This window comes from Sphingobium sp., from assembly GCF_032153725.1.
GTDB lineage: Bacteria > Pseudomonadota > Alphaproteobacteria > Sphingomonadales > Sphingomonadaceae > Sphingobium.
In genome coordinates, this window is sequence record NZ_JALDYQ010000056.1 from 1 (window position 1) to 13,160 (window position 13,160).

The following is a 13,160-nucleotide window of genomic DNA, read 5'->3' on the forward strand; positions in this document are numbered from 1 at the left end:
CCAGCAAGAAGAGGCGTGAGGAACCAAATTGCCTATCAGACTATGCATCGCTCAGGATTTTCGGATCGAAGGGTCGGGGAGCAGAATGGCCTTCAGCACCTCGCCCTTTTCGGACGCGTGCACGGCCTCCTCGATTTCGGTAAGCGGATAGAAGCGCACCAGCCTGTCGAAAGGGAAGCGCCCCTGACGCCACAGCTCGACCAACTGAGGGATGAAGATGTCCGGGATGCTGTCGCCTTCGATGATGCCGCGCACTGTTCGCCCGAACAGGATGCCGTTCATATCGAGGGCAAATTCGGTGCCCAGCGGCGCGACCCCGATCACGCCGCACGTGCCGGTCAGCCGCAGGCAGTCCACGGCCTGGCGCGCGACCTTGGGCAAGCCGGTGCATTCGAGCGAATATTGCACGCCCTCTCCGCCGGTCAGCGCCTGGATCGCCGTCACCGGATCTTCCGCGCCGGCGTCCACGACATCGGTTGCGCCGAGTTCCAACGCGAGATCGAGCCGGGCCCGATTGAGATCCACCATGATGATGCGCGCGCAGCCCGCGACCCGAGCCGCCATGGCCGCCGACAGCCCGACCGACCCCGCCCCGAAGATGGCGATGCTGCTGCCCGCGCCGGGTTTCAGCGCGTTGATGACCGCTCCCGCGCCGGTCTGCACGCCGCAGCCAAGCGGCCCCATCAATTCCACCGGCACATCCTTGGGGATTTTGACGACATTGCGTTCCGTCGCCAGCGCGAGATCGGCGAAGGAGCTTTGCGCGAAGAAGAAGCTGCTGACCTTCCCGCCATGCGCGTCGCAGCAGGGCGAACTGCCGTCGGGCCGCGTCCCTGTGAAATTGCGGCCGTAAAGGTCCGGGCAATAGCCGTAGAGGCCGCGCTGGCAGTTCGAGCATTGGCCGCAGCTGGCGTAGCTCAGCACGACATGATCGCCGGGCGCCACCTTCGTCACGCCCGGACCCACGCGTTCCACCACGCCCGCGCCTTCATGACCCAGCACGGCGGGAAGCGGGGTCGGGAAATATTGGTCCCGCACGACGATGTCGGTATGGCACACGCCGACCCCGGCGATCCGCACCAGCACTTCGCCGGTGCGTGGCTCCTCCAGGACCAGTGGTTCGATCCGGAATGCTCCGCCCTGTTCGCGCACGACGGCGGCGTTGATATCAACCATTAGTTCCAATCCTCATCCTTTATCGGATCGCGGCGGCGATCCGGGCCGTGACCTCTTCCGGGTCCAGGCTGTCCGTGAAATGATCGAGATAGGCGCCATCAGGCGCCATCAGATAGGCAATGGCGCTATGTGGCACGACATAGCCGTCGGGATCGTCGGGATCGGCCTTGCGCTCGGCAAAGACGCGGAACGCCTTCTTGGCGCGGTCGATCTGTTCGGGCGAACCGGTCAGGCCCGTGAAGCGGGGATGATTGGCCTCCAGATAAGTCCGCATCACTTCCGGCGTGTCGCGTTCCGGATCGACCGTGACATAGAGCGCCGTGATGGCCGCCGCCTTTTCCTCCAGACCGTCGAGCACGGCTGACAGCTTGGCCAGCGATCGCGGGCAGACGACCTTGCAATGGGTGAAGCCGAAATAGACCAGCAGATAGGAGCCGGCATAATCTGCCTCGCTGACCTGCCCTCCGCGATGATCGACAAGCGAGAAGCGCGCGACGGGCGCTCCGGCTACCATTGGAACACCAGCGTCGAACGGTCGTGATGGTCCAGCTCGATCGACAGGCCTGCGTCGGTTCTTGCGATGCCACCTTCCAGTTCGATGCCGTCCTTGATGACGATGGGCAATGCCGATCCTTCAGGCGCGCGAATGTCCAGGCGAATCCTGCGCCCTGCCGGAAGCGCGCCCAAGGTCAGGGCCAGCGCATTGCGCTGCGGATCGAAAATGGCGCGGCGGATGTCGAGATCGTCCGGCAGGCCGATGAGCGCGGGCTGTTCGAAATGGGCATCGTCCAGAGGGCCGTCGAACAGCTTCTTCAGTCCGTCCTTCACGTTGAGCCGGGCATAATGGAGCAAGGCATTGCCGGCCGCCGCATCCATGCCGATGAAATAACCATTTTCGTCATAATTGGCGTCGCGGCGCTTGTAATAATAGCCGCCGTCCTGCCATGCAGAATTAAGTTTCAGATCCGCATAGCCCAGCAGGCCATCCAGCGTTTCGGTGTCGCCCACCTCGGATGCAGCGCAGGCTGCCCAGGCAATGTCGATGACGGGCAGCAGAGGCTCGGCCCCGTCCACGCTTTCCACATGAGGAACCGGCTTGATCCATTTGGTGCCGTTGGGACCGTCGAGCAGGATGCGCTCCATCAACAGCGGATATTGCGTATCGACGATATCGGGATACCAGCTGTGCAGCAGGGTCATCAGCCAGAAATTCATCTGGGGATGGGGCAGGGTGATGGGGGTGCGGCTGTTCAGCAGGACAACGGTCTTGAAATTGCCGGCATCGTCCAGCATGCCGAATTCTTCCCAGGCCTTGATATAGCCGTCCCGCGCTTCTCCGGCCAGATTGCCGCCGTAGATCATGTCGTGCATGCGGAAGCCGATGATGTTCGGCTGGTTGCAGATCTGGAACACGCAGCCCGGTTCGCAGGCGACGCCCAGAAAGCCCTGCTCGGCCATCTGCCAGTAGATCAGCGAATTGAGCGACTTCTCGTCATAATCGAAGGTAAAGCCGCCCTCGTGCCAATAAGTGCTGTTGATCCGCAGGCGCAGCGATCCTTCCCGCGCATATTTATCGTCACGGAAAAGATAATGGTACATCAATGCCAGCGATTGCAGATAAGCGCTGTACATGATGTTGTCCTTGGCGACCGGATCGAACTCCTGTTTCAACGGTCCCAGATCTTTGTTGAAAGGCCCCATGCCGGTGCTGACATGGCTCCAGTACAACCAGGCGTCCGGATGCATCACCTGGCTGATGATATTTTCAAAGGGTTGTTTGAAAACGCCGGGTGCCGCGGGCAGCCGATGGACATGGGCGAGCGCCAAGGCGTAGCCCATATAGCTCAGCTGGAAACGAAGCGCGCTGAAATCCTCCGCCAGCACGATGTCGCGGCCCATCATGCCGGACCAGTCGCCGGTCAATTGCCGTGACAGGTTGGCGATGCGGCGGATCGCTCCAGTTTGCAAATCGTCCAGTTCAGGGGTCTGCTCGACCCAGCTGACGTCGATTGCGGTTAATGTCGAAACGCCCATCGCGCACCTCTCACTCTCGGGAATTCCCTGCCTTCGATCGATCTGCGATGACAAGCAGGAATTGGACTTGAAACAATCATATTGAACAAAATATGTCAATATGGTTTAGCGTCGTGGAAGAGGACCGATGTTTCATATGGCGGAAGAAGTGCCGATCTCAATCCGTCGCATCCCTTCCGGCTTTGCGTGGAAATGGATCAGTTCCGATGACCGGTGGCGGGGGGCGGGCGCGCACTTCGCCATCCTCGGCTTGGCAATTCCGGTGTCCATCATGCCGCTCAAGCGTTCCGAACCTCCTCCCGATCCTGCGTTTGCGCTGCTCCTGCGTCTTGGCGGGGCCGTGTCATTATGCGGAGGCTCCCCTTTGGACCGCAGACGCCCGCCCAATGAAAATGGCGGTTGTCATGCCGCGCTTTTGCGGCCTTGCCAGCGCAGAAAGGGCAAAATGACGGATTCGGGCGAAGCCCTATAGCGTGCTGAGCCGGGTTTTGCTGCGGGTGGTGGAGCATCGCCTCCCGAGAAGGGCATGAATCTCTGTAATGGGTCAATCACCCCTTTTCATTTGCCCATGTCACCAGCATTCCTAAAATGTCGCTGCTTTTGTTTTGTATCAAGGGTCACACATGGCTGGACCCCGGAAAATGAAATAATGATTAGGGAGGATGACATGAAGAGCGTTCATGCCCGTGCGCATGCATTGGCAAATCGGGGATTTGCCGCCCGGCTGCATAGGGGGACTTGCGCCGCTGCACTGGCGATGATGGTTGCGAGCGGTTCGGCCTGGGCACAGACTGGAAGCTCCGATAACGACGCTTCTGCATCGTCCACCGATATTGTCGTGACGGCGCAGCGGCGCGAACAGTCCTCGCAGGACGTAGGCATTGCCATTGCCGCATTCAGCGGAGATGCCCTTACGAAAATGGGGCTTTCCAAGAGTTCGGACATTGCCCAGCTCACGCCTGGCGTCTTCGTGTCGGGCAGCATCGGCGGCCAGACGCAGCAGTTCACCGTCCGCGGCGTGACGCAGTCTGACTTCAGCGACGCGGTCGAAGCACCCGTGGCCGTGTATATCGATGATGTCTATGTTTCCACCCAGCAAGGACAGACCCTTGCCCTGTTCGACATCGATCGCGTCGAGATACTGAAGGGGCCGCAGGGCACTCTGTTCGGGCGCAACGCAACAGGCGGGCTCGTCCACACCGTCATCGCCAAGCCCAATACCGACGCGCTGGGCGGCTTCGTCAACCTGAGCTATGCCCGGTTCAATGAGGTCAAGGCGGAGGGTGCGCTGAACGTCCCGCTGTCTTCGACCGCGGCGTTCCGCGTTTCCGGCTACTATAACCGCATCGACAACTATTGGAAGAACCGGTATCCCGAGGGCGTCGTTACGGGCGCGCCGCAGAATTTTGCCGGTCCCGATGATCGTCCGCAGCCCTGTTGCCAGAATGAAGGCGGCGGCAAGACCTATGCCGGCCGTGCCCAGCTTCTGCTGGAGCCGAGCGATGATCTCAAGATACGGTTGAGCGCGTCTGGCGCCCGCCAGCATCTGTCGACCGGCCCTTACACCTCCGTCGCCACGATCGGAACCTATGACGATCAGGGACGCCTGATCCAGTCCGACCGGGTTTCGCCCACCGAAACGCGCATCGCGATCGGGCCGGACGGGGGCAATTACACCTTCCCGGTTGACGGAACCGGCCTGTCGGGCGCGACGCGCGCACCGGGCGCCACCTGGTTCGGCTATGTTCCCCTGGACCCCAAGAATCTCGAATTGTCGTCGGACTTCGCCCGGAGCGACCTCAACCGTGTTTCGGTCTGGACCGCGTCGGCCCATGTCGATTACACGCTGGGCAGCGTCGATATCGCATCGATCACGGCCTATCAGCGGCACAAGAAGCAGTTGCTGATGGATGCCGATGGCGGCGCAACCAACGTCTTCGCGTTCGGCGCTCGGGCCGACACCAAGATCTTCTCGCAGGAACTGAGGGCAAGCGGCGGGGATGCCGGGTTCCGCTGGACCACCGGCGCCTATTTCCTCGACATCAAGGCGGATGCGATCCAGGCCCTGCTGGGACCGAGCGGATCGTTTCTGTCGCTGCTTGTCGTGGGTGACGCGTCGCAGGGCATAGATATCGTGCCGCACACCAATCTTCATACCCAGTCCTTCTCCGTCTTCGGTCAGACGGAAGTTGGTCTGGCCGACAAGTGGACGCTCATTCTGGGCGGCCGTGTCATCCGGGAGCATCAGGAAGACGAACTGAGCCGGAACATCTACCTGAACACGGACGATTACGGCATCGATACCGATACTCTGCTCTTCCCCTATGGCGCGCCTTATTCCGACCGCCGGACGTCCACCCTGTGGGCTGCCAAGGCACAGCTGGAATATCGGCCGGTGGAGAAGCTGCTGATCTATGCCGGCATCAATCGCGGCGTGAAGGGCGGAAGCTATAACGCGCCGGGCATTGGTTCCAACGTCACCACGGATCAGCTGAGCTACAAGCCGGAAGTTCTGCTCAACTACGAAGGCGGATTCAAATATGGCGATCGCTTCTTCTCGCTGAACGCTTCGGGATTTTACTACGACTATAAGGATTATCAGGCGTTCCGTTTCGCGAATGCGTCCGGCTTCGTGCAGAATGTCGACAGCAAGGTCTACGGGTTTGAACTGGATGCGGGCGTCCAGATCTTCGAGGGCCTTCGGGCCACGGCCGGTGCATCCTATACCCATGGCACGATCAAGAACTTCGAAATCGCGCCGGACGTCTTCCGGACGGTGCGGCCGACCTACTCGCCCCGCACGCAGGTCAGCGCCTCGCTCAATTATGAGGTTCCCGGCGATGTTGCTGGCGGGCGTCTGTCCTTCAACGCCCAGGGTAATTATGCGTCAGGCTTCTACCACAATATCCGCAACTTCAACTCGGATTGGTTCAAGGGAAGAACGCTGGCCAATCTCAGCATGAACTGGAGACAGGAGCCCACGGGCCTCAGCCTCACCGCCTATATCAACAATGTGACGGACAAGCGTTACGGCATGATCGGGTTCAACAATGTCGCCAATTGCGGCTGTAGCGACGAATCCTACGGCATGCCCCGTACCTACGGCATGACGATCGGTTACCGGTTCTGAAGCGCGCTTCCGACGTGGATGAAGCATCTGTTTCGGGAAACGATATGAAACATGGATTTGGAGCGGCCTGTCCCATGCAATCGGGACAAGGCCGCTCCAAACGGCGGCTATCTCTCCAGCCGACCGGACAGTGCCTGCGGGAGTAGAAGAAAACCGGCATGGCGCGGGCCTGTCGCCCATTTCCACTCGGAAGTGGGTGACAGTGTTCCGACATAGTGGTTATTTCGGATTCAGATCCCGCTTCTGGACGAGGATCGTCCACGTTCCTGCTGCACCATCTCACAGTGGAAGAGCAGTAGTCGATTTGATCTCCGAAAGAGCGACCATGGAATTTATTTCCTGAATGCCTGGAACACGGCTGAGCTTTTCGAAAAAGAACCGCTCATAGGCGTTGATATCGTTGGCGACGATCCGCAGGATGAAATCGGTAGCCCCAAGAGTCACATAGCAATCGAGCACTTCAGGAAATTGCTGGATCGCCGTGGAGAATTCCTCAATATTCTCGCGACCTTTCGCGTTGAGGCGAACGAGCGCGAACAATTGGGCGTTAAGGCCGATCTTCTGACGATCAAGTAGCGTGACCTGCCCCACGATGACGCCCAGTTCCCGCAGGCGCTGAATTCGCCGCCAGCAGGGGGAGTGCGAAAGCCCGGCCTGCTCGGCTATTTCCGCAATGGTGAGGGTGGCATCCTTTTGCATGAGTTGAAGGATTCTTCGATCTGTCGCATCGAGTTCGTTGGGCATGAATTTCCCATCCATTGGCTATATGAGGACAAATTTTCCTCAATATATCCTGGTTTCGCAAAAGATAGAACAGGATTTTCCCCGGTCCATCGGGGATAATTTCTGCGGTCTTTTGAGAGGATGAGGATGGTTTCCCTTGCAGCTACGCGTCTGACTGAGCCGGTTTTCCGGCCGGTGCCCTTTCTCTTCGCAATTCGTGCGGTGCAGGACCCGCAGGTCCTGCTGCGGATTGCCGGTCTGTATGCCCAGCGCGAGATCGTGCCCGAGCAGATTTGTTGCCGCAAATCGGGGGACTATCTTCTGATCGACCTGGAGGTCGTGCTCGACGATGATCGCACGGCCAGAATCCTGCTGGAAAAGATCCGGTCCCTGGTTCAGGTCGAACGCGCCAGCCTGGTGGGGGAGGGGTAACATGTCCCTTGCCGACCCGGATCCGCAGCGTTCGCCGCTCTCCCTCCATATTCCCGAACCCACCTCTCGGCCAGGCATCGCGCCGGATTTCTCGACGATGCGCATCCCCGCCGCCGGGGCATGTCCGCGGCCCGGGATTGATGTCCAGCCAGGCGACATTCGCGATCTGGCCTTCGGTCTGATCCGCGTTCTTGATGATGAGGGGCAGGCTGTCGGCCCCTGGAATCCAATGGTGGACGCGGATACGCTGCGCCGCGGCTTGCGGGCGATGATGCTCACCCGCGCTTATGACGAGCGGATGGTTCGCGTCCAGCGGCAGGGGAAAAGCAGCTTCTACATGAAATCCACCGGCGAGGAGGCGGTGGCGGTGGCGGCGGCGATGGCGCTCGACCGGGATGACATGTGCTTTCCGACCTATCGTCAGCAGGGCTTGCTGGTCGCACGGGAATGGCCGCTGCGGGAGATGATGAATCAGGTCTATTCGAACAGCGGCGACCTGCTCAAAGGCCGCCAGATGCCGGTCTTCTATTCGAGCCGCAAGGCAAGGTTCTTTTCGATCTCCGGCAATCTGGGGACGCAATATAGTCAGGCCGTGGGCTGGGCGATGGCGTCCGCCGCCAGCGCCGATACGCGCATTTCCGCCGCCTGGATCGGCGATGGGGCCACAGCCGAAGGCGATTTCCATTATGCGCTGACATTCGCCTCGGTCTATCGCGCTCCCACGATCCTGAACATCGTCAACAATCAGTGGGCCATCAGTTCGTTCATGGGCTTCGCCGGTGGCGAGGCCACGACCTTTGCCGCGCGCGGACTGGCCTATGGTCTTCCGGCGCTGCGTGTCGATGGCAATGACTTCCTCGCGGTCTATGCCGTCACCCGTTGGGCGGCGGAGCGCGCGCGCGCCAATCTGGGGGCGACGGTGATCGAACTCTTCACCTATCGCGCCGACGGCCATTCCACCAGCGACGATCCGACCCGTTATCGCGCCGCTGGGGAAAAGGACGCGTGGCCTTTGGGCGATCCCATCGAGCGCCTGGCCCGGCATTTAACCACATTGGGCGAATGGGATGCCGACCGTCATGCCGCGCTGGCCGAAGAACTGGCAGCGCATGTGCGTGAGGAAGGCAGGGCATCGGAGGCGCTCGGCACGCTGGGACAAAGCCCGCAGCTCGACCGGGCATCGATGTTCGATGATGTTTACAAGGACATGCCGCCGCACCTGGTGCTTCAGCGCGCGCAGATGCTGGAGGGGAATTAATGCCGCGCATGAATATGATCCAGGCGATCAACAATGCCATGGATACCTGCCTTGCCCGTGATCCCAAGGTTCTGATCTTCGGTCAGGATGTCGGATATTTCGGCGGCGTGTTCCGGGCGACCGACAAATTGCAGGAACGGCACGGGCTTCAGCGCGTGTTCGATGCGCCGATCGCCGAGGGTGGTATCGTCGCCATGGCGGTCGGCATGGGCGCCTATGGCATGCGGCCTGTCGTGGAGATCCAGTTTGCCGACTATATCTATCCGGGAGCGGATCAGCTGATCTCGGAAGCGGCGCGGATGCGTTATCGCACGGCAGGCGAATGGTGGTCCCCGATCACCGTGCGCGCGCCCTATGGCGGCGGCATCTTCGGGGGGCAGACGCACAGCCAGTCGCCCGAAGGCATCTTCACCCATGTCGCCGGACTCAAGACGGTGATCCCTTCGAACCCCGTTGATGCCAAGGGGCTGCTGATCGCGGCGATCGAAGATGACGATCCCGTGCTCTTCTTCGAGCCCAAGCGCTTGTACAATGGTCCGTTCGACGGGCATCACGACCGCCCGGTCAAGCCATGGTCGCAACACCCGGCCGGGGAAGTGCCCGAAGGCCATTATACCGTTCCGCTCGGCAAGGCCGCGGTGGTGCGCGAGGGCGCGGCCGTCACTATCCTCGCCTACGGCACGATGGTGCATGTCGCCCTGGCCGCGGCCGAGGATAGCGGCATCGATGCCGAAGTCATCGACCTGCGCACCCTTGTTCCGCTCGACCTCGACACCATCAGGGAATCGGTGGAAAAGACGGGCTGTTGCGTGGTGATCCACGAAGCCACGCTCACCTGCGGCTTCGGCGCGGAACTCGCCGCGCTTGTCCAGCAGCATTGCTTTTACGCGCTCGAAGCGCCCGTCGAGCGGGTCGCGGGATGGGACACGCCCTATCCGCACGCTTTCGAATGGGATTATTTCCCGGGTCCGGCCCGGGTAAGCGCGGCGCTGCGGCGCGCGGTGGAGCGTTGAATCATGGCCTATAAATCGTTCAAACTTCCCGATATCGGCGAAGGGACCGCCGAAGCGGAACTGGTTGCCTGGCACGTCAATATCGGCGATCAGGTCGAGGAAGATCAGCCGCTGTGCGACGTGATGACCGACAAGGCGACGGTGGAAGTGACCGCGCCCTTCGGCGGCAAGGTGGTCGAGCGGACGGGGGCGCCCGGCGAAATGTTGCCGGTCGGCGGCGTCATCCTGCAATTTGAGGTGACGGAAGAAGGTGACGGGGAGAATGATGCCCTATCCCTGCCGGCTCTTGCGACAGTTGAAACGGCTTCGGTCGGCTCGCAGAACATTGCGTTGGAAACCGCCAAAGCCCGTGTGCTGGCTTCGCCCGCAGTGCGCAAGCGCGCCGATCAGCTGGGCGTCGATTTGCTTCAGGTGACGGGCACTGGCCCACAAGGCCGGGTGCGTCAGTGCGATCTGGAGTCTTTTCTGAAGAAGGACGGGACGCAGGATATTCCATCCTCGCCACCCTCCAGGCAGGTCGCGCTGGCTCCCCTTGCCGAAAAGGTCCGGCCACAGTCCTTTGTGCCGGAGGATGATGTCGATGAAGTCCCCGTGATCGGGCTGCGGCGGCGGATCGCCGAGCGCATGCAGGACACGAAGCGGCGCATTCCGCACTTCTCCTATATCGAGGAGGTGGATGTGACGCAGCTGGAGGCCCTGCGCGCGATGCTCAACGCGACGCGTGGCGAGGGGCTTCCCAAACTTACCCTGCTGCCCCTGCTGATCCGTGCGTTGACAAAGGTTCTGCCGGAATTTCCGCAACTCAATGCGCTGTATGACGACTCTGCCGGGATCGTACGCCGCCATGCCAGGGTCCACGCCGGCATCGCGACGCAGACTCCGCAGGGATTGGTGGTGACGGTGCTGCGCGACGCGGCGAAGCGGGACCTTTGGAACGTCGCGGGCGAACTCACGCGCCTGTCGACGCTGGCGCGCAGCGGCCGGGCTTCGCCCTCCGACCTTTCCGGGTCCACGATCACCATCACCAGCTTGGGCGCGATGGGCGGGCTGGCCACCACCCCCGTCATCAACAGTCCGGAGGTCGCCATCATCGGCGTCAACAAACTGGTCGAAAGGCCGGTCGTGCGCGAAGGACGTATCGAGGTGGCGAAGGTCATGAATCTTTCCTCCTCCTTCGATCACCGCGTGGTCGACGGCTGGGACGCGGCCTCCTTCATCCAGCGCGTGAAGGCGCTTCTGGAAACGCCTGCGCTCCTGTTCATCGACAATTGAGAGCCGCTTTCGGCAGGGCTGTGGACCGCGAACCCGAAAGGATGGGAAGCGGTCCACAGCCCGCATGAGTCCTGGCCGGACGTCATTATCTCCGTTCATGAACGCGCCAATTTTTATCGTTTGCGCATCATTTGCGGGGAACACATAACCGATCAACGAAGAGGACGGCGCACTGGCGTGGGTTCTTTTGAGCGAAGCGTGCCCTTGCCGGTGCGTCGCTGGAAAAGTTGAGAGGGATGTTGGGAAGCGGCCATGATTTTTCATAATTCGATCCCCGCGACCGATCCGCAGAAGGTGGCCGAGGCGATTGCGCAGATCTGGGGCGGGAAGGCGGAAGCCTTTCGTTTTCCGCCCTGGCCGGGCGCCTATGTGGCGATAGCCGGGGACGAGCGCGGGACGACGATGGAAGTCTATCCGCGTGAGCAGACGATGGCGCCGGGGGAGGGGGATGACCCCGCCTGGCCACGTCCTGACGAGAGCCCGTCGCAATATGTGGCCTTTCATGTCGCGACGATGACGTCGAAGACGGTGGAGGAGGTGCTGGCGATCGCGGAGCGGGCCGGTTGGCGCGCATTGCGCTGCTCGCGGGGCGATTTCTTCGATGTCATCGAAGTGTGGGTCGAAAACCGCATGCTGCTCGAAGTCCTGACCCCTGAAATGCAGGCGGACTACAGGAAGAATGTAAACCTCGAAATGTGGCGATGGACCAAAGAAGCGTCCTGAAGGGGTGGTGGTCCCTGAAGCGGACCGCGTTCGAACCCTGCATGGGTGGGTGTGGAAATTTGGCTGGTCGAACCGCAATGCGCGACAGCTGCTTGGAAAGGATATGTAATGGCCATTGAGGCTCTGAAATGCGCCGATGACAGCTCACTGTCGGTCGAGGAACTGGTCGAGCGCGCGCGCGAACTGGCGCCGGCATTGGCAGAGCGCACCAGCCAGACCGAGCGCGACGGACGCGTATCCGAGGAATTGACGCGGCTTGTAAAGGACGCCGGCCTCAACCGGGTCAGCCAGCCCAGGGGCTTTGGCGGCTTTGGCCATGGCCCGAGCGCCGTGTTCAAGGTGTGCTACGAAATGGCGCGGGCCTGCCCCAGCACATCCTGGTGCGCGATGGTCGCGAACAGCAACGCGTGGTTCGCTTCCTACTGGCCCGAAGAGGTGCAGCGCGACATCTGGGGCGACGATCCCACCACCATGGTCGCCATTTCCGGTATTCCCGTCGGCAAGGGGCGTAAGGTCGATGGCGGATATGAAATCTGGGGCGCCTGGCCCTGGGCCAGCAACAGCGACAATTGCGACTGGGCCATCGTATCCTCCGCCATTGCCGACGTCGAGGGCGAAAATCCGGAAACCCAATGGTTCATCGTTCCGATGGCTGAGCTTCACATCGATCAGGACAGCTGGGACATGGCCGGCATGCAGGGAACGGGCAGCAAGACCCTGCTGCGCAAGGAGCCATTGTTCGTTCCGGAAAATCGCCGCGTCAAACTCGCGCAGGTTGCCGCGGACGCAACCCCCGGTCGCGAGATTCCGGGCAATGAAGTGGCGCGCTACAATTTCGCGACGCTGAGCGGCGTGGTGCTTCTCGGGCCGGTGCTGGGCATGGCGCAGGGCGCGCTCGACGCCTTCACCGAGGCGATGAAGTCGAAGGTCAAGACTTCGCTCAGCGCCGGTGCGTCCGTGACGGCTGGCGCAACCCCGGCGGTGCAGATGCGGGTTGCAGATGCGTCGGCCCGAATCGACGCTGCGGTTGCCCTTCTGCTCTCGAGCGTCGAACCGTTCGAGACGAGGGTCGCCGCAGGGGGCGCGGTCAGCGTCGAAGAGCGGGTTCGCGTTCGCCGCAATATCGGCTTTGCCGCACGCCAGGCATTTGAGGCGATCAATATATTGGCGGAAGGCGCTGGAGCCTCTTCCTTCGCCTCCCGGTCGATGTTCCAGCGTTTCTGGCGCGATCTGTCGGTCGGCGTGCGCCATGTCACGCTCGACACCGATGCGATCTACCAGATGTACGGTCAGGAACGATTTGGGTTGCCGCCCGCTGGCGCTTATTGATCGCGGGCGCGTTCCGGCGGGCCTTACAAACCCTTGGCGCGCCAGGGGCGGTCGGCCGGACGGGGCAAGG

At 61.5% G+C, this 13,160-nt stretch carries 11 protein-coding genes; 7 read left to right on the plus strand and 4 right to left on the minus strand.

Annotation, left to right across the window (positions count from 1 at the left end; all coding sequences use genetic code 11):
• Positions 1–51: 51 nt before the first annotated feature.
• The 3 genes from RUH75_RS16785 to RUH75_RS16795 are packed head-to-tail and all read right to left on the minus strand — an operon-like array spanning position 52 to position 3,210.
• On the minus strand, positions 52–1,176 hold the full coding sequence (locus RUH75_RS16785; protein WP_313808120.1) for an NAD(P)-dependent alcohol dehydrogenase: 1,125 nt from the start codon (positions 1,174–1,176) through the stop codon (positions 52–54).
• A 19-nt stretch (positions 1,177–1,195) separates the two neighbouring features.
• Positions 1,196–1,690, minus strand: a complete 495-nt coding sequence (locus RUH75_RS16790; protein WP_313808122.1) for an SCO family protein — start codon at positions 1,688–1,690, stop codon at positions 1,196–1,198.
• On the minus strand, positions 1,684–3,210 hold the full coding sequence (locus RUH75_RS16795) for a hypothetical protein (protein ID WP_313808124.1): 1,527 nt from the start codon (positions 3,208–3,210) through the stop codon (positions 1,684–1,686). Before RUH75_RS16795 ends, RUH75_RS16790 begins: the two co-directional genes overlap by 7 nt.
• A 760-nt stretch (positions 3,211–3,970) precedes the next feature.
• Between RUH75_RS16795 and RUH75_RS16800 the strand changes: the two genes are divergently transcribed.
• Entirely contained in the window at positions 3,971–6,340 is a 2,370-nt protein-coding gene (locus tag RUH75_RS16800) for a TonB-dependent receptor (protein WP_409592388.1), read from the plus strand.
• 279 nt (positions 6,341–6,619) lie between these two features.
• Here RUH75_RS16800 and RUH75_RS16805 read toward each other — a convergent pair whose 3' ends face one another.
• Positions 6,620–7,084: an Lrp/AsnC family transcriptional regulator gene (locus RUH75_RS16805; protein WP_313808128.1), complete on the minus strand. Its 465-nt coding sequence runs from the start codon at positions 7,082–7,084 to the stop codon at positions 6,620–6,622.
• Between the two features lie 126 nt (positions 7,085–7,210).
• Here RUH75_RS16805 and RUH75_RS16810 point away from each other — a divergent pair, with 126 nt between their 5' ends.
• From RUH75_RS16810 to RUH75_RS16835, 6 genes are all read left to right on the plus strand, one after another.
• Positions 7,211–7,495 (plus strand): hypothetical protein, encoded by a 285-nt coding sequence (locus RUH75_RS16810; RefSeq protein ID WP_313808130.1) that lies wholly within the window; start codon positions 7,211–7,213, stop codon positions 7,493–7,495.
• A 1-nt stretch (position 7,496) separates the two neighbouring features.
• Positions 7,497–8,753, plus strand: a complete 1,257-nt coding sequence (locus RUH75_RS16815) for a thiamine pyrophosphate-dependent enzyme (protein ID WP_313808132.1) — start codon at positions 7,497–7,499, stop codon at positions 8,751–8,753.
• Between the two features lie 8 nt (positions 8,754–8,761).
• Positions 8,762–9,766, plus strand: a complete 1,005-nt coding sequence (locus RUH75_RS16820; RefSeq protein ID WP_313808134.1) for an alpha-ketoacid dehydrogenase subunit beta — start codon at positions 8,762–8,764, stop codon at positions 9,764–9,766.
• Positions 9,767–9,769: 3 nt separating this feature from the next.
• Positions 9,770–11,038, plus strand: a complete 1,269-nt coding sequence (locus RUH75_RS16825; RefSeq protein ID WP_313808136.1) for a dihydrolipoamide acetyltransferase family protein — start codon at positions 9,770–9,772, stop codon at positions 11,036–11,038.
• A 252-nt stretch (positions 11,039–11,290) separates the two neighbouring features.
• Entirely contained in the window at positions 11,291–11,761 is a 471-nt protein-coding gene (locus RUH75_RS16830; protein ID WP_313808140.1) for a hypothetical protein, read from the plus strand.
• Between the two features lie 108 nt (positions 11,762–11,869).
• On the plus strand, positions 11,870–13,090 hold the full coding sequence (locus tag RUH75_RS16835) for an acyl-CoA dehydrogenase family protein (RefSeq protein WP_313808142.1): 1,221 nt from the start codon (positions 11,870–11,872) through the stop codon (positions 13,088–13,090).
• Positions 13,091–13,160 lie beyond the last annotated feature (70 nt).